At 44.4% G+C, this 17,211-nt stretch carries 15 protein-coding genes; 14 read left to right on the top strand and 1 reads right to left on the bottom strand.

Annotated elements, in window-relative coordinates; translation table 11 throughout:
• Positions 1–36: 36 nt before the first annotated feature.
• The 14 genes from gmd to K1Y79_RS04815 all read left to right on the top strand — a co-directional run bounded on the left by gmd (position 37) and on the right by K1Y79_RS04815 (position 15,555).
• Positions 37–1,134 carry a GDP-mannose 4,6-dehydratase gene (gmd, locus tag K1Y79_RS04880; RefSeq protein WP_220248875.1) on the top strand — a complete coding sequence of 366 codons (1,098 nt, stop codon included), beginning with the start codon at positions 37–39 and terminating at the stop codon, positions 1,132–1,134.
• A 24-nt stretch (positions 1,135–1,158) separates the two neighbouring features.
• Complete coding sequence (locus K1Y79_RS04875; protein ID WP_220248874.1) at positions 1,159–2,487, top strand: MATE family efflux transporter; 1,329 nt, start codon at positions 1,159–1,161, stop codon at positions 2,485–2,487.
• On the top strand, positions 2,484–3,500 hold the full coding sequence (locus tag K1Y79_RS04870) for a polysaccharide pyruvyl transferase family protein (RefSeq protein WP_220248873.1): 1,017 nt from the start codon (positions 2,484–2,486) through the stop codon (positions 3,498–3,500). The genes K1Y79_RS04875 and K1Y79_RS04870 overlap by 4 nt, the downstream gene beginning before the upstream one ends.
• Positions 3,457–4,578, top strand: coding sequence for a glycosyltransferase family 4 protein (locus K1Y79_RS04865; protein ID WP_220248872.1), 1,122 nt, complete (start codon positions 3,457–3,459; stop codon positions 4,576–4,578). Before K1Y79_RS04870 ends, K1Y79_RS04865 begins: the two co-directional genes overlap by 44 nt.
• Before the next feature lie 4 nt (positions 4,579–4,582).
• A complete protein-coding gene (locus K1Y79_RS04860; protein WP_220248871.1) occupies positions 4,583–5,812 on the top strand; it encodes a glycosyltransferase family 4 protein in 1,230 nt (409 codons plus the stop codon).
• A gap of 65 nt (positions 5,813–5,877) precedes the next feature.
• Entirely contained in the window at positions 5,878–7,236 is a 1,359-nt protein-coding gene (locus K1Y79_RS04855; protein WP_236059493.1) for a hypothetical protein, read from the top strand.
• Between the two features lie 535 nt (positions 7,237–7,771).
• Positions 7,772–8,953, top strand: a complete 1,182-nt coding sequence (locus tag K1Y79_RS04850) for a glycosyltransferase family 4 protein (protein ID WP_220248869.1) — start codon at positions 7,772–7,774, stop codon at positions 8,951–8,953.
• A 46-nt stretch (positions 8,954–8,999) separates the two neighbouring features.
• The gene (locus tag K1Y79_RS04845; protein WP_220248868.1) at positions 9,000–10,130 is read left to right on the top strand and encodes an XrtY-associated glycosyltransferase XYAG1; all 1,131 of its coding nucleotides are present in this window, start codon (positions 9,000–9,002) and stop codon (positions 10,128–10,130) included.
• Positions 10,131–10,137: 7 nt separating this feature from the next.
• A complete protein-coding gene (locus K1Y79_RS04840; RefSeq protein ID WP_220248867.1) occupies positions 10,138–10,995 on the top strand; it encodes a glycosyltransferase family 2 protein in 858 nt (285 codons plus the stop codon).
• A 5-nt stretch (positions 10,996–11,000) separates the two neighbouring features.
• Positions 11,001–11,471 carry a VanZ family protein gene (locus K1Y79_RS04835; RefSeq protein ID WP_220248866.1) on the top strand — a complete coding sequence of 157 codons (471 nt, stop codon included), beginning with the start codon at positions 11,001–11,003 and terminating at the stop codon, positions 11,469–11,471.
• Positions 11,472–11,477: 6 nt separating this feature from the next.
• Positions 11,478–12,044 carry a WcaF family extracellular polysaccharide biosynthesis acetyltransferase gene (locus K1Y79_RS04830; protein ID WP_220248865.1) on the top strand — a complete coding sequence of 189 codons (567 nt, stop codon included), beginning with the start codon at positions 11,478–11,480 and terminating at the stop codon, positions 12,042–12,044.
• A 33-nt stretch (positions 12,045–12,077) separates the two neighbouring features.
• A complete protein-coding gene (locus K1Y79_RS04825) occupies positions 12,078–13,325 on the top strand; it encodes a WcaI family glycosyltransferase (RefSeq protein WP_220248864.1) in 1,248 nt (415 codons plus the stop codon).
• A gap of 22 nt (positions 13,326–13,347) precedes the next feature.
• On the top strand, positions 13,348–14,733 hold the full coding sequence (locus K1Y79_RS04820; protein ID WP_220248863.1) for an undecaprenyl-phosphate glucose phosphotransferase: 1,386 nt from the start codon (positions 13,348–13,350) through the stop codon (positions 14,731–14,733).
• A 135-nt stretch (positions 14,734–14,868) separates the two neighbouring features.
• Positions 14,869–15,555 (top strand): histidine kinase, encoded by a 687-nt coding sequence (locus tag K1Y79_RS04815; RefSeq protein ID WP_220248862.1) that lies wholly within the window; start codon positions 14,869–14,871, stop codon positions 15,553–15,555.
• Between the two features lie 108 nt (positions 15,556–15,663).
• Here the strand turns inward: K1Y79_RS04815 and K1Y79_RS04810 are convergent, their stop codons facing one another.
• Entirely contained in the window at positions 15,664–17,151 is a 1,488-nt protein-coding gene (locus tag K1Y79_RS04810; RefSeq protein WP_220248861.1) for a malate:quinone oxidoreductase, read from the bottom strand.
• Positions 17,152–17,211 lie beyond the last annotated feature (60 nt).

Raw genomic sequence — 17,211 nt, 5'->3', positions numbered from 1 at the left:
TCATTCCCCCCACTTATCTTAATTAAAAAACATAGTATGAAAGTTGCTTTAATCACCGGTGTAAATGGACAAGACGGCGCATACCTGGCCGAGCTGCTGCTTGAAAAGGGTTATATGGTGCATGGCGTTAAACGTCGTGCGTCATTGCTGAACACAGATAGGATCGACCATTTGTATCAGGACCCTCATAGTGAAAATGTTCGTTTCAGATTACACTACGGTGATATGACCGACAGTACTAACCTGATCCGCATTATTCAGGAAACTCAACCTGACGAGATTTACAATCTCGCTGCTATGAGCCATGTGAAAGTAAGTTTTGATACACCGGAATATACTGCAAATGCTGACGGTATCGGTACACTCCGCATCCTGGAAGCGCTGCGTATCTTAAAGCTGGAAAAGAAAACAAAAGTATATCAGGCAAGTACATCAGAGCTGTATGGTCTGGTACAGGAAGTACCTCAGAGAGAGACTACTCCTTTCTACCCACGCAGTCCGTATGCTGTTGCTAAACTATATGCATACTGGATCACTGTTAACTACAGGGAAGCATATGGTATGTTTGCCTGCAACGGTATCCTGTTCAACCACGAAAGTCCGCTGCGTGGCGAAACTTTCGTAACCCGTAAGATCACCCGTGCAGTTGCAGCTATTGCTCTGGGCCTGCAGGATAAACTGTTCCTGGGTAACCTGGATGCGCGTCGTGACTGGGGTCATGCAAAAGATTATGTAGAAGCTATGTGGAGAATCCTGCAGCAGGATACACCAGATGACTATGTAATTGCAACTGGTATTACTACCCCGGTACGTGAGTTTGTACGTATGGCATTTGACGAACTGGGTATCGAACTGAAGTTTGAAGGTACAGGTGTAGAAGAAGTAGCTTATGTTAGTGCTTGCCGTAACAAGGAATATATCCTGCCTATTGGCAAACAGGTACTGGCGGTAGACCCTGCATATTTCCGTCCTACAGAGGTGGAATTGCTGATAGGTGATCCTACCAAGTCAAAAACTAAATTGGGTTGGGAGCCTAAATACGACCTGCAGGAACTGGTGAGCGAGATGGTGACATGCGATGTGGAGTTATTCAGAAAAGACAGTAAAACTCAGTGGGAACAATTGGCAGGATAAGCGCTTGCTTCGCCGGAATCTGTTATGCGCGTGAAAGTATTTAATCAGTTATCTAATAATCCTAAGTACAGTAAAACATTAGAATGGGTAAAACTGGTCACTGTGACCGGTTTCGCCCAGGTTTTTGTACAAATCGTTAGTCTTGTAAGCGGTATCCTGGTGATCCGTATGCTGGAACCGGAAGAATACGCGTTGTATACATTGGCTAATACGATGTTAGGTACAATGACGGTATTGGCAGACGGTGGAATATCCACAGGGGTGATGTCTCAGGGTGGAAAGGTTTGGCAGGATCGCGATAAGCTCGGTACGGTACTTGCTACAGGGATGGATCTGCGCCGCAAGTTTGCTGTAGGCAGTTTGTTGGTCTCTATTCCGGTACTTATATACCTGATGCGGCACCATGATGCAAGCTGGCTGATGTCTGTGCTGATTGTGCTGTCGCTTATTCCTTCTTTCTTCATGGCATTGTCTGGCACCTTGTTGCAGATTGCGCCAAAGCTGAGACAGGACATAGCACCTTTGCAGAAGAATCAGGTGTACATGAATATCGGCAGGCTGGTATTACTGTCATTAACCATTTTCGTTTTCCCTTTTGCATTCGTTGCTGTTCTGGCGGCAGGTTTACCACAGATATGGGGTAACCTGAACCTGCGAAAGATATCAGCCGGGTATGCAGACTGGAATAAACCCCCAGACCCGCAGATCAGGCAGGATATTATGAAAATGGTAAGGCGGTTGCTGCCAATGGGGATCTACACCTGCCTGTCAGGACAGATTACCATCTGGCTGATCTCCATCTTTGGTACGACTAAAGGAGTGGCGCAACTGGGCGCGCTGGACAGGCTGTCGATGGTGCTTAGTTTTATTACGATTGTATTCGGTACAGTGATCTTACCAAGATTTTCCAGGTTGCCTAATAACGCAAAACTGCTGATGCGCCGTTTCCTGCAGATACAGGGTGGCATGTTAGCGCTGAGCGCCTGTATTATCTTCACTGCCTGGTTATTTTCAGCGCAGATCCTGAAAGTACTGGGACCGAACTACTCGAATCTGACAAATGAAGTGGTGCTGAAGATTACTATCAGTTGTCTGGGTATCATTGCCACCTCTACTTTTTCCCTCTTTACCAGCAGAAGCTGGGCCATTCACCCGTTCATATCAATTCCGGTAAGTATTGCATCGATTGCGCTGGGCGTTACGTTTATTGATGTTTCATCACTGCGCGGTGTACTCTTCCTGAATATTATGATACAACTGATTCAGGTAACGATGAACGTTTCATACAGCCTTATCAAGATCAGCAGAACAAACAACACATTACCCACTGAAAATAACAAAGAAACTATATGACATATTACTATCAGGTAGAAGGATTACTTCGAAACAATATCGGAGATGTACTTCAGGGAATGGTCGCTAAAGACCTGTTACCGGAAGGCGCAAGGGTAGCCGACAGGGAAGCAATCTCGGACCTGGCTGGCAGAGATAGCGGTGTACTGATCGCTAACGGCTGGTACATGCACTCTTTTGCGAAGTTTCCCGCACCAGATAATATTACGCCTGTATATGCAGCCGTACACGTAGCCAATTCGGCGTTACTGTCCAGCGAGCATGTAAGGGAACATTTCAAGAAGCACGCGCCTATCGGCTGTCGTGATACTAAAACATTACGTCTGCTACTGGGCTGGGGTATACCGGCTTATTATTCCAGCTGTCTGACCATCACTGCAAAGCCGCGTGGTCCTATCAATACCGATCCTAAAGGTGAAGTATTGCTGGTAGACAACGTAGACCATCCGGTGCCGGATGCTGTAGTAGCTAAACTGGAGAAAGTACTGGGCAGGAAGATGGTAAGAGTATCGCACGATCCACCAGATACAAGCGGCGATATTGAGGCATATGCAAAAGTGTCTGAGCAGCACATGAACAGTTTGCTGAAACGCTATTGTAATGCTTCCCTGATCCTGACTACAAAGATCCACTGCGCGCTGCCATGCCTGGGTATGGGCGCCAATGTGAAACTGATCCATCCTAACCCTGCTGACCCTCGCCTGGCGACAGTAGCAGAGTTTATCGATATCATCTCTTACAAGGATATCCTTGACAAAGCAGATGCAGGTCTCAACGATTCTCCTGTCAATAAAGAGGCGCTGGCAAAGAGAAAACAATTCCTGTTGCAGCTGGTAGCTGATTCCATTGCGGAAGGTGCCAATGCAGTACAGGTATCAGGTAAATCGCGCTACCGCCTTATCAGAATGAAGGCTGCCCTGTTGGCAAAACTGTACCGCGCCAGTGTGGTACTGTCTTACCGTACGGGATTTGCGAAAGAAAAGATTCAGAGAGTATATGGCGCAGGTTTCTGATAAGCAACGTATTCTGGTATATTCTACCCAGTTAATGGAAACCGGGGGCATTGAAAGTCATCTGCTGGAGTTTTGCCGGCAGATGGCTGCCAATGGTACTGAAATTGACCTGGTAGTATTGAACGCCAATACAACCCCTGAAACGGAGCAGTATTATAAAAGTATTTGCAGAAGAGTACTGTTTGGTAAACATGGCCGTTCTTACAAACGTATGCTGTGGATGTTGCAGACAGGCGTAAGATTACGCAGTTCCCGCAAATACGACGCGGTATATACCAACGGACAGGGAGAAAGTATCTGGATGCTGTCACGTATGCTGCCTGGTTATGACAAATGGGTGCACCATCATCATACCTCCGGGGATGCGAAAGACCAGGCTACCTGGGGAGAGAAATATAAGCGTACGTTGCAAACGGCAAATACAATCATTGCGTGTTCTCACAGGAATGCGGGTGATATGAAGAGTGTACTGAACCGTCAGATAGACGTAGTACCTTGTTTTTCAAGAAATGTAGAAGTTGCTTTTACACAGAGCCCGTCGGGTAAACTACGCTTTGGTTATTATGGCCGTCTGATTGCAGAGAAAGGTGTTGACCTGATCTGCAGGATGAGTGAAGATGCTGATCTGAGCGATGTGGAGTTTCACCTGTGGGGCGAAGGAAAGAATTATCCTGCCAGTTATTTCGATAAATACCCCAACGTACAATATCATGGTACTTTTGCCGGTGAAGCCGGTTTAAAGAGCGCTATTGCGCAGCTGGATGCTTATTTGCTTTTATCAATTCATCCGGAAGGATTGCCTATCAGTTTACTGGAGGCGATGAGTGCTGGTTTACCCTGGCTGGCTACAGACAGGGGCGGTATTCCGGATATAGCCTGTGATCCTCTGTCAACGAGAGTGATTCCGGCGGCGTCTACTTATGAAGAGGCTAAAAGCGCTGTCAAAGCGTTTGCAAAAGATATCAGAAGCGGCTTAGTTACAAAGACGACTCAGAAGGACCTATATGCGAACAGGTTCTCAGCCGTGGCATTAAGAACAGCCTGGAGTAATATTCTCGGACTACAAAAGCACAACTAAAACCATGGTGATTATATCCCATCCTACAGGCAATGCCAATGTCAGGGCCGCAGTAGCGGGCCTTGCAGATGCAGGCATACTGGCTGAATTTCACACAGCTATTGCAAGTTTCCCCGGTTCCACGTTTGGCCGCCTTTCAGGTTTTGGCCCTTTATCGGAAATCAAACGTCGTGGTTATGAACCCCGTTTGCAACCTTATACCAGGTTATACCCCTGGTATGAACTGGGCCGCCTGGCCGCTACTAAAGCAGGCTTCAAAAGTCTGACAAGGTATGAGAAAGGCATGTTTTCAGTAGATGCTGTTTATCACGCGATGGACAGACGAGTGACCAATCGTTTGAGAGATGTGTCACGTAAAGTAAATGCGGTGTATGGTTACGAGGATGGTGCTATGCTCTCATTCAGAGAAGCCGGCCGTCTCGGATTAAAACGCCTGTACGACCTGCCTATAGGTTACTGGCGTACTTCACAGCGCCTGCTCGGACATGAGCTGGAACGCTGGCCCGCATGGAAAAATTCAATAGTGAGTCTGACTGCTTCCCAGAAGAAACTGGACAGGAAAGATGAAGAGCTGCAACTGGCTGACAGAATATTTGTAGCCAGCAGCTTCACTGCAACAACGCTGAAAGATTATCCTGGCAAGCTCTCACAGATTGACGTAATCCCTTATGGATTCCCAACTGTAACAGGTTCCAGGGACTATAATAAAATTTCTGGCCGTCCGCTGAAAATATTGTTTGTTGGCGGATTGTCTCAACGTAAAGGTATTGCTGACCTGTTTGCAGCCGCAGATAAGCTGGGTAATGCAGTACAACTGACAATAGTAGGTAAGAAGATGTCAGACAACTGTCCGATACTGGATAAGGAACTGGCAAAGCATAAATATATTCCGAGTCTGGCGCATGCAGACATCCTGAGAGTAATGCGGGAGCATGATGTGTTCATCTTCCCTTCACTGTTTGAAGGATTCGGGCTGGTAATAACAGAGGCGATGTCGCAAGGTACGCCGGTAATTACTACAGACCGTACAGCAGGTCCTGATTTGATTACGCACGGTAAGAACGGTTGGCTGACAGAGGCCGGTTCAACCGAGGCATTATATAACGCAATAGCAGCATTGCTGAACAATCCTGACAGTGTGCCTGAAGCAGGCATTGCTGCAATGGAAAAAGCGCGTAGCAGACCTTGGTCAGCTTACGGCCAGGAGCTTGCAGCAGCAATATCAAAAGTTTAATAGCAGGATTCTGCAAGAGTGTGAAAATGATGAATCAGTATCCGGGTAACTTATCAGCAAATCGTATGGCGGAATTAGCGGCCGCCCGGTTTGAACAGATCACAGCAAGAAACTCACAGAAGTTGATGCTGCGGCTGCAACAGGGTGTGTGGTTATACCTTTTGCTGCTATTATTTGAGGGCGCTTTACGTAAGTGGTTTCTGACACCGCTGGCAACGCCATTATTGATTATCCGTGACCCTGTTGCGATATGGTTGATTGCGATGTGCTGGCAAAAGAAGCTGTTTCAGCCTTCTTATTCCCTGCCATTGATGACCATCATTGGGGTGCTGGGGCTGATATTTGCAGTGACTATTGGCCATGGTAATCCATTTGTAGCCATATTTGGCGCACGTATATTACTGATTCACTTCCCGATGATATTTGTGGTGGAGGCCCTCTTTACACGTAAAGATGTAATCAAGATAGGGAAGTTTCTGCTGATGGTAGCCATACCAATGATGGTATTAATCTCGTTGCAGTTTTATAGTCCGCAGTCAGCATGGGTAAACCGGGGTGTCGGCGGTGATGAAGCGGGCGCTGGTTTCAGTGGTGCGATGGGCTATTTCCGTCCGCCGGGAACGTTCTCTTTCACAAATGGAACAACGTTGTTTTTCAGTCTGGTAGGGCCTTATGTATTATACTTCTGGCTTAATCCGGAAAATATTAAAAAGTGGGTGTTGATAGGGGCGACAATGGCGTTGCTGGTGGCGATACCACTTTCAATCAGTCGTGCGTTACTGTTCCAGACTTTGATTGCAGTGATGTTCTGCATGTTTGCGGGTTCCAGTAATCCAAAGTACGCAGGGAAGCTGTTCGGGGCGCTGGGCGGACTGGTTGTGCTGGTGTTGATATTGAGTCAGACGTCTATTGTAGGGGGTGCGATTGAGGTCTTCCTGGCGCGTTTTGATTCGGCCAATGAAAGTGAGGGAGGTATGGAAGGGGTGTTTGTTGACCGATTTCTGGGAGGATTGCTGGGAGCCTTTACAACAACATCTGCGCTGCCGTTATGGGGCTATGGCATCGGAATGGGAACAAACGTAGGTTCTATGCTGCTGACAGGAGGTGTTACCTTTCTGATTGCAGAAGGGGAGTGGGGCAGAACGATTGGTGAATTGGGACCTATTCTTGGACTTGGCGTTGTGTTTATCAGGATTGCCATGTCATTTAATCTTGCTTTTCTTTCTTTCAATAGATTACGCCGTGAGGGAGATATGTTGGCCTGGATGTTAGTCAGCGATTGCTTTTTGCTGCTGGCACAAGGACAATGGGGACAGCCTACTGCATTGGGATTCTCAGTGTTTGTGGCCGGACTGGTACTCGCCTCACTGCGGGAAGATGAAGAGGAAATAACTACAGGAACATATCAGGAAGTATCTTCCTGACAAGATGTTAATAAACCTGTGCCAACTATTGTGAGCAGTACACAAAGAGTGCCTGCAAACGAACCTGTGTTTTGATCATTGAAATCGTCTTTAACCGTACTTATTGTTTAAGAGAGCTTGCCTGTCTGCCTGGTCTTATGTTCATAAGAGGCTGACAAACTCTCTCCTCCAACACCCTGACATATCCGCAGCGTGTGTTGTAAACTGCAATATTTTACCTGGTTTGAATAAATGTATCCAATTGGTGCTTTAAAGAACAATGCGTAGTGTATGCGTCGATTGTGACTTTATCATCAAATTACTATGAACACCCTGAACTTATCATTTATGGTATTCCTTTTGTTAAAGGATGTTCCGGTTTGTTCATAGTAGGATATCCGATCACACTATTGAATGAACGTAGCCAACATTCGCTGTTCAACTGCTTAGCGCAGTAAGGAACAGGTTTTATGAGACCAGTTACTGGTCTCAGCATATATCCAGGGTTAAAGAACTAGCCAACGGTTTAAACGAAAAGGAAAAATTACTGATAAGTATGCGCATTGTTTTAGTGGGGAATTATCGCAAGGACAAACAGGAAAGTATGGAGCGATTTGCCCTGATGATGGAAACCGGATTCAAAAATGCCGGGTATACAGTGGACATCTGGAGACCAACAGTATTCTTCGGGAGCTTTTTTAAAGCAACAACCGGAGGTATTCCGAAATGGATCGGATATCTGGATAAATGGATTTTGTTTCCGCTGGTACTTCGTATGAAGCGGTTATTCGGATCAGCGGATACATTGTATCATGTGTGCGATCACTCTAATTCTTTTTATGTAAGACATCTTCCTGATGCACGCACCAGTATCACCTGTCATGATGTACTGGCTATCCGTGGCGGATTGGGTTATGCTGATGCTTATGCACCAGCTTCAGGATTCGGGAAGTATATGCAGCGTTGGATATTATCCAATCTTCTGACCGCAAAAAAGATTGCCTGTGTATCTCAGTTGACACTTAATCAGCTTAACGACCTGGCAGCGGCAAAAGGTAAAAAGCCTGCAGCATGGCAGGTAATACATAATGGGTTTAACGCTGATTTCAGTCCTCTCGGGAAGGAAGAGTGTCGTGAACTGTTGCGCGGTACAGGAGTGAATATCGACGAGCCTTTTATACTGCATGTTGGTTCGCGTCAGCTGCGTAAGAACCGTCAGATGTTGATTGAAATGGTGCATGAATTGGGAGATAAATACACAGGAAAGATTGTATATGCAGGTTTTGATATTGAGCCGTCTCTTTATAGCTATGCTGACAAACTAGGTTTGAAAGACAGGTTGATCTCTGTAACCAAACCACCGCATAAAGTGTTGAAGGCATTGTACAGCTCCTGTTATGCTTTTATATTTCCTTCATTATCAGAAGGGTTTGGCTGGCCGGTAATAGAAGCGCAGGCTTGTGGTACAGCGGTAGTTGCAAGCAGCACTGAACCTATGCCCGAAGTAAGTGGTGGCGCAGCGTTGCATGCAGATCCTACAAAACCTGAGGAATTTGCTAATGCATTGCTTCAGCTATCTGATAGTTCGCTCAGAGCAGAGTTGATCAGGAAGGGAAAACTGAATGTAACACGCTTTACACCGGATATCATGATTAACGCATACCTGTCTATGCTGGGTATTGGCGCTAACACAGGTAACGCCGGGGTACAAGGGCATAACAGGCCGGTGGCAGTATAAAAGTAACTGAACAATAGTAAACTAATCAATAGAAAAGAAAGCACTGATGAATATTCTTCATGTCATCCCTACTTATAAGCCGGCTTATATTTACGGAGGCCCTATTTATTCCAGCTCAGCATTGTGCGAACAACTCGTGGCCGATGGGCATAAGGTGACCGTACTGACTACAACAGCTAATGGAGAAGTTGAACTGGATGTGCCTCCAGGTGTGGCACAGAATGTTGATGGTGTACAGACACTATACTTCAAACGTGTAACAAAAGATAATACAAATTTCTCTCCTGATCTTGTAAAGTATCTTTATAAGAATATCAAAAATTACGATGCTGTGCATATCCACTCGTGGTGGAACCTGGTAGCTATCTTTACTGTATTGGTATGTTATATCAAAAGAGTAAGGCCAGTATTTTCTCCGAGGGGTATGCTCTGCCAGTATATTCTTGAAACAAATCATCCGTTTCAGAAGAAAATCATACAGGCGGTAATCGGCAACAGGTTGTTACCAAAGGTAAAGTTTCACGCTACATCCACAATGGAAGTACACGAAATCAAAGGATTATATCCCAAGTCACAGGTAGAAGAGATCTTCAACTTCGTATCAGTACCTGAGCAACCTGCACCTGAAAAAGCACCGATAGGAGACAAGATCAAATTCCTGTTTATGAGCAGGATAGATCCGAAAAAAGGATTGGAACTGCTGTTTAAAGGACTGAGTATGGTACAGTTTCCATACGAACTGACAATAGCAGGACCATTTAAAGAAGACTACGTAAATCAGTTAAAAGCACTGACACGTGAATATGGAATAGAGGCGCATGTTAAATGGGTGGGACCAGTATACGGAGAAGCGAAGTTTAAATTGCTGCATGAACATGATGTGATGGTGCTGACCTCTTATAATGAGAATTTTGCCAATATCGTCATAGAATCCCTTGCTATGGGTACGCCTGTACTGATCAGTAACATGGTCGGACTAAGCGCCTATATTGCTGAAAACAAACTGGGGTGGATCTCCACGATCGATCCTGTAAATATTAAAGAGACGCTTGAGAAGGCTTACGCAGAAAGAGATCGTTTGCCTGAATTGTCGAAGCTTGCACCGATATTAATGAAAAGGGATTTTGACAGGAAAAGACTGGTAAATAAGTACCTGGATTTGTACAAGTCAAAATAAACAAAGTGTGACAGATTTAATTACCGTCATCATTTTAAGTTATAACGAAGAGAAACATATCGAACGCTGTATTGCGAATCTTAGCAGGATAACCAATCGCATTATCGTTATAGATAGTTTGTCAACCGACCGCACAGTTGAAATAGCAACATCTTTGGGAGCGGTGGTTATACAGAGAGCATGGCCGGGGAACCAGGCAGACCAATTTAACTGGGCGCTGGATAATTGTATGATTACAACCCCCTGGACAATGCGGATGGACAGTGACGAGTATCTGCTGGATGAACTGATTGCAGAGATCAATTCAAAACTGCCACAGGCTAAGCCGGAAACCGGAGGTTTTATTATCAGGCGCAGAGTGATATTTATGGGTAAATGGATCAGGTGGGGAGGATTTTACCCGCATTGTTTACTGCGAATCTGGCGAACCGGTAATGGCAGACTGGAAAAGAAAGAAATGGATGAACATGTAGTGTTGAATACAGGAACATACGAAACCCTCCAACATGACATGGCCGATCATAACCTTAACAATCTGACCTGGTGGACCACAAAGCAGAATGGTTATGCTTCAAGAGAGGTAAACGATCTGCTGGAAAGGAAACGGGTTATCCAGGAAGGAAAGTTGGAAATAGAGCAACCCACTGGTGAAAATACGTCCCGCAAAAGGTGGTGGAAGGAAAATTTATATAACAGGAGCCCGTTGTTGATGCGTTCAATACTGTATTTCTTCTACCGGTACTTTGTACTGCTCGGGTTTCTGGATGGGAAAGAGGGGTTGATCTGGCACGTATTGCAAGGCTTCTGGTATCGCTTTCTGGTCGATGCGAAGATGTATGAATTAAAACGTAACAAGGGATTTTAGAAAGGATGACAATCAGATTAAAAAGAGGGACTGTTATTATCTTATTGATCAGCTATTTGCTGGCTGTATTATATATCGTGTTCCTCGAGCCGACAAGGGGTGCAGGCGAGCATTATGCTCCACCAAGATGGATGCCGTTGAAGAGTACTTATGATTTTATTATTGAGGCAGGACAGGCAGTGACGTATTATCGTTACTGGGCTTTCTTTCTGCTTAACCTTCTTGGTAACATCATCATGTTTATGCCTTTAGGCTTTCTGGTTGATGCTTTATCTGAAGGCGCAGCCAACAAAATTAAAGTAATAGCTATCGCATTCTTTTTTAGCCTCAGCATAGAACTGCTGCAATTGGTACTGATGATTGGAGTATATGACGCTGATGATGTAGTACTGAACACATTGGGTGCATATCTGGGTCTGGTGTTATATCGAAGGCTAGAAAGAAAAAGGATGGTTCTTGTTTATAGTAATACTTAATTAGTAATGAATAACTTTTATCTGTCACAAGTCCGTCTGAAGGATTTTGACGCCTCAGAAGGTCTGGACCGCGGCGCAGGCAAGTTCAAGGAAGCCTGCTGGTATTTTGTGAAAATGCTGTTTTTCCTTACAGCCTTTCCTGTTCCTTCCGGCATTAAGGCAAAGCTATTGCGCCTTTTCGGTGCTAAGGTGGGTAGCGGCTTGGTGATCAAACCAAGAGTTAATATTCACTTCCCGTGGAAGTTGGAAATCGGGGATGATGTATGGCTGGGAGAAGAAGCATATTTGTTGAATTTTGAACCGATGGTGATAGGAAACAACGTGTGTATTTCACAACGTGCCTTTCTATGCGGAGGTAATCACAATTACCGTCATCCGGCGATGCCTTATCGCAATGCACCTATTATTCTGAAAGACGGATGCTGGGTAGGCGCTTGTGTGTTCATAGGTCCCGGGGTAACTATAGGTACTGATACGGTAATTACAGCAGGTTCGGTAGTAACAGCGTCCGTATCACAGAATGGCATCTTTAAAGGCAATCCATTGACCTTTGTATCAGAAAGATGGAAATAATCAGAAAGCAAAACTAGAAATTTATATAGCGGTATGTCCAAGCGATTATTACTGATTGGAGGTAATTTCTCACCCGAACCAACTGGAATAGGTAAATACAATGGTGAAATGATCAAATGGCTGGCAGCCGGAGGATATGATTGCACCGTTATTACAAGTTATCCCTATTACCCTGAATGGAAGGTGCAGCCTCCATATGACAAGAACAAAAACTGGTATAAGAAGGAAGTAATTGAGAGTAATGGACAGGGAGGTAAGATCACCATATACCGTTGTCCGCAGTTGGTGCCTGCGAAGCCTACGGGTAAGACACGTATCATGCTGGACTTTTCATTTGCAGTATCTGCATTCCTGAAAATACTGCAGCTGCTTCCTAAGAAGAAGTTTGATGTAGTGATTACGGTGGTACCACCGTTCCACTTGGGCTTACTGGCAGTATTGTACAAGAAGTTTAAAGGAGCGAAGTTCTTCTATCACATACAGGATATGCAGATAGAGGCAGCGCGTGATCTGAATATGATCAAGTCTCCGAAATTGATTAAAATGCTGTTTGGCCTGGAGCGATACATCTTTAAAAATGCTGACATGGTTAGCAGTATTTCAGATGGGATGATGCGTAAGATTCAGGAGAAGGCAGGAAAGGACATTTTCTTCTTCCCTAACTGGGTAGATGTAAATCTGTTCCATCCTATTGAGAATCGTGTTCAACTGAAAACGGAATACGGATTTGATGTTAATGATAAGATTGTACTGTATTCAGGTGCCATTGGTGAGAAACAGGGATTGGAAGCAATCCTGAAGACAGCAGAGACACTGAAAGCGGATAAAAACCTGAAGTTCCTTATCTGTGGTTCAGGACCTTACAAAGAGAAACTGAAAGGCGATGCAGAAGCAATGGGATTGAGCAATGTAATTTTCTTCCCTTTACAACCATTTGAGAAGTTTAACCACTTCCTAAATATGGCAGATGTGCATCTGGTAATACAGAAAGGCAATGCAAGCGATCTGGTAATGCCATCGAAACTGACCACCATTCTTGCAGTTGGCGGGCTCGCGCTGATCACTGCAAATGACGGTACTAGCCTGCACGACCTGGTGAAGAAATACAACATGGGTATACTGGTGAAAGCAGAAGATCAGCAGGCGCTTACTGATGGTGTAATCAGAGCGATGCAGGACAACGCTGCAGAAATAGCAAGGAATGGACGTGTATACGCGGAGGACAATCTGTCTGTCGGTAAGATCATGTCAAGATTTGAAGAAGCCGTAGTTATTAACTAACACTACTGAACCGTACTTTATTATGTTAGACCGTTATCTCAAAATATGTAGCATCCAGATACTTGTGCTGGATTTCATATGCCTCAATGCCTTCTTTTTCTTTACACTGTACTGGATGCAACAGTATGGCATACCTGTAAGTGTTAGCAAGGATACATTCCTGCTGGCGACCAATATTTCCTGGATCGTGGCACTGTATACCACTGGTATTTATTTCATGAGTCAACAAATGTCTGTGGAACGTATCACCAAGAAGTTATTACAGAGCATCATGCTGTACCTGTTACTGATGCTGGTATTTGTTTTCCTTACCAAAGAAGCGTTCAACAGAATATTTATTCTGTCCTATTGCACGCTGTTTATTCTGCTGGTATTACTGGACAGGCTTTTCTTTTACATGCTAACCAATTATATCATCCATCGTAAAGAGATCGAGCGTAAGGTGGTGATAGTTGGTTACAATGACCTTTCTAAGCAATTAGTGGATAACCTGATGGGCCGCAAAAGTAATCTGCGTTTCGAGGGTTACTTTGAGGACTATAAGAACGTGCATGAGTTATCTGTCCACCCCGTAATTGGAAATTTACGAGACTGTATTCCTTACGCGCAATCAAATGGTATTAAAGAGATCTATTCGACATTGTCTCCCGAGCAGTTCCCCTATCTTTATACGTTGGCGCATGAAGCCGAACGTCATTTTATAAGGTTCCGCTTTGTACCGGACTTCAGGATGTTTGTGAACCGTCAGATCTATGTAGACTATCTGGATAACATTCCGATTATTTCGCTGCGGGCAGAGCCATTGGATGATGTAGCAAACAGATTGAGGAAGCGTATTTTTGATATTATGTTCAGCGGCGCGGTGATGTTATTTATATTAAGCTGGCTTATTCCACTGTTGTCACTATTAGTGATGCTGGAATCAAGAGGTCCGATATTCTTTGTACAACATCGTACAGGACGTAATAATCAAACGTTCCGTTGTCTGAAATTCAGAAGTATGTATGTGAATAACGAAGCAAACTCAAAACAGGCAACGAGAAACGACCGTCGTTTTACAAGGATCGGGCGTATACTTCGTAAGACGAATCTTGATGAGATGCCGCAGTTCCTGAATGTATTCCTCGGTGACATGTCGATCGTAGGGCCACGTCCGCACATGCTTAAGCATACAGAAGAGTATTCTGCTATCATTCAAAAGTATATGATCCGTCACTTCCTGAAGCCGGGTATTACAGGATGGGCACAAGTAAATGGATACCGTGGTGAAATTACGGATGAGCTGCATTTGCGCAAACGTATTGAGCATGATATCTGGTATATGGAAAACTGGTCTGTATGGCTGGATATTCGTATCATCTTCTTAACAGTATTCAATACCATCAAGGGCGATAAAAACGCTTTTTAACATTTCCTATAGCATATTTTACTCGTATTAGTAAGAATGTTAATGGAAAAGAAATCGCGTTAAGTGTTATTTTTACACTCCGGTAGTAGTCAGGATACGCCGGAGTCAACCAGGGATGCCTGTAAACAACTTTACATGAAAAGTTCTGTGTCAGCACACAATTTCCTTGATGACAACCGGTTGATTGAAGATATCTTTCACGAATTGAAGTCTATTGTAGCAAGCATTCTTTCAAGCGTTGAATTGATAGTATTATATGACGGGAAGGCTATGGGAAGTAAGATTACCCGTCAAGCAGAGTCGATAAAATCACAAGTAATAGAGCTGGATTTTCAGTTGCAGAACATCAGGATTATACAGCATATGCTTGGGAAGACTTTTCAGCTGAAGCGAAAAATGACCAATCTGTTATTCTTTTTAGGCCAGCTGGTAAGAGAAGAACCATATAATAATCTGTTGTCATCTGCAGTTGAATTGCAACAGCATAAAGCGCCAGTAGAAGCCAGCATTGACGAGTCAGTAATGCGGCAATTGATTCTGAACCTTTTTTTTTGGATGAACAGGCATTCAACAACACATCAGCTCCCAAAGATGGTGTTTAGTTTTGAACCTGGATATTTTCAGATCAAAGGATCTTTTTACGCTAACTATATCTTTTCCTCTCCTTTCAGATCATCGGAGAAGGGGGATACAGCCATAATACACCAGCCTATATGTCAAATGATGTCCTATTTGACGGCCTTACATGAAGGTACGTTTGAAATAGTGACTGAGCCGGAGAAGAATGTGGAAGTGCTGGTGAAAATACCCTGCAGGACGTAAGAAATGCAGGCCAAAACATGTCTCTTAGAAACAATAAGATAAGGTTAAAACAAAAGGGGATATTTCCATATCCCCTATTTTTTTTATTACCAGTATATAATGTTGTAATTATTTTTTCAATTCCAGTACCGCATTAGACCAGTCTCTCACCTGTTCGAGCAGCGTTGGATTTTCCGCAAGTTTTTGACCGTATGAAGGGATCATTTCACTTAGCTTGTTTTTCCATTCATGCGTAGCGAGTTGCTGAGGGAAGCAGCGTTCAAGCAGTTCCAGCATAATAGATACGGCAGTAGATGCGCCTGGAGAAGCGCCGAGTAACGCAGCAATAGAGCCATCGGCAGCGCTTACCACCTCGGTTCCAAATTCAAGTATACCCCCATGTTCAGGATCTTTCTTAATTACCTGAACACGTTGTCCTGCTACCTCCAGTTCCCAGTCTTCTAATTTGGCTTCAGGAAGGAAATCGCGCAATGCTTCTAATCTTTCTTCCGGAGATTGGCGTACCTGATCGATCAGGTACTTTGTGAGCGGCAGGTTATCCATACCGGCAGCCAGCATTGGGCGGATATTATTGAACTTGATTGATCTTGGCAGGTCTAGCCATGAGCCGTTCTTCAGGAATTTGGTAGAAAAACCCGCATAAGGACCGAACAACAAGGCTTTCTTACCATCAATCATACGGGTATCTAGGTGAGGTACGGACATGGGAGGCGCGCCTACAGAAGCCTTGCCATATACTTTAGCCGCGTGTCGTTCAACAATAGCCTGGTTCTTACAAATTAACCATTGGCCGCTTACAGGGAAACCACCAAAGCCTTTACCTTCCGGAATGCCTGATTTTTCAAGCAATGGGAGGGAGCCACCACCAGCACCTATGAATACAAATTTGGTATGTAACTTTCTTTTCTTGCCTGTCTCCAAATTCTTCACTTTCAGATACCAGCTTCCATCATCTTCTTTCTCGATATCACGTACTTCATGTTTTAAGTGTACATGAACGCCATCCTGTTGTTGCAAATAGGAGATAAGTGCGCGGGTCAATGCTCCGAAATTGATATCGGTACCTGCATCCATACGGGTAGCAGCCACTTTATCAGCAGAATCGCGTCCCTCCATTACAAGTGGGATCCATTGTTGGAGCACGGCCTTATCTTCGGTGTACTCCATACCTTTGAACAAGTTATTGCTTTCCAGCAATTGCTGGCGTTTTTTTAGGTAGGCTACGTTCTTTTCTCCCCATACAAAGCTCATGTGTGGGACGCTTTGTATAAATGTCTCCGGCGATTTCACACAACCTTGTTGTACCAGAAAGGACCAGAATTGCTTAGACACCTCAAAAGATTCAGCAATCTTGATTGCTTTACCTATTTCGATGGAACCATCCGCCTTTTCGGGCGTATAATTCAGTTCGCAGAAGGCGGAATGCCCTGTTCCTGCATTATTCCATGCGTCTGAACTTTCTCCTGCTATGATATCCAATCTTTCGAATATCTCAATGGTCAGTTCGGGCTGTAATTCTTTCAACAGTACGCCAAGCGTTGCACTCATTATGCCTGCACCGATTAAAACGATGTCGGGCGCCGATTTAGGAGACATATTAACTTTATTTACGCGATTTGCACCGCAAAAATAATACTAAAAAGATAAGTTGTGTAA

Source organism: Chitinophaga rhizophila (assembly GCF_019492185.1).
Classification (GTDB): Bacteria; Bacteroidota; Bacteroidia; order Chitinophagales; family Chitinophagaceae; genus Chitinophaga; species Chitinophaga rhizophila.
Note: the sequence above shows the minus strand (reverse complement) of the source record. Positions and strands in the feature narration are given on the sequence as shown.

Excerpts from the sequence above, each read along its gene's own strand:
- K1Y79_RS04835 (WP_220248866.1), top strand. The coding sequence starts at position 11,001 with ATGACAATCAGATTAAAAAGAGGGACTGTTATTATCTTATTGATCAGC.
- K1Y79_RS04860 (WP_220248871.1), top strand. The coding sequence starts at position 4,583 with ATGGTGATTATATCCCATCCTACAGGCAATGCCAATGTCAGGGCCGCA.
- K1Y79_RS04875 (WP_220248874.1), top strand. The coding sequence starts at position 1,159 with ATGCGCGTGAAAGTATTTAATCAGTTATCTAATAATCCTAAGTACAGT.
- K1Y79_RS04830 (WP_220248865.1), top strand. The coding sequence starts at position 11,478 with ATGAATAACTTTTATCTGTCACAAGTCCGTCTGAAGGATTTTGACGCC.
- K1Y79_RS04825 (WP_220248864.1), top strand. The coding sequence starts at position 12,078 with ATGTCCAAGCGATTATTACTGATTGGAGGTAATTTCTCACCCGAACCA.
- K1Y79_RS04855 (WP_236059493.1), top strand. The coding sequence starts at position 5,878 with ATGGCGGAATTAGCGGCCGCCCGGTTTGAACAGATCACAGCAAGAAAC.
- K1Y79_RS04850 (WP_220248869.1), top strand. The coding sequence starts at position 7,772 with ATGCGCATTGTTTTAGTGGGGAATTATCGCAAGGACAAACAGGAAAGT.
- K1Y79_RS04870 (WP_220248873.1), top strand. The coding sequence starts at position 2,484 with ATGACATATTACTATCAGGTAGAAGGATTACTTCGAAACAATATCGGA.
- gmd (WP_220248875.1), top strand. The coding sequence starts at position 37 with ATGAAAGTTGCTTTAATCACCGGTGTAAATGGACAAGACGGCGCATAC.
- K1Y79_RS04815 (WP_220248862.1), top strand. The coding sequence starts at position 14,869 with ATGAAAAGTTCTGTGTCAGCACACAATTTCCTTGATGACAACCGGTTG.
- K1Y79_RS04810 (WP_220248861.1), bottom strand. The coding sequence starts at position 17,151 with ATGTCTCCTAAATCGGCGCCCGACATCGTTTTAATCGGTGCAGGCATA.
- K1Y79_RS04845 (WP_220248868.1), top strand. The coding sequence starts at position 9,000 with ATGAATATTCTTCATGTCATCCCTACTTATAAGCCGGCTTATATTTAC.
- K1Y79_RS04820 (WP_220248863.1), top strand. The coding sequence starts at position 13,348 with ATGTTAGACCGTTATCTCAAAATATGTAGCATCCAGATACTTGTGCTG.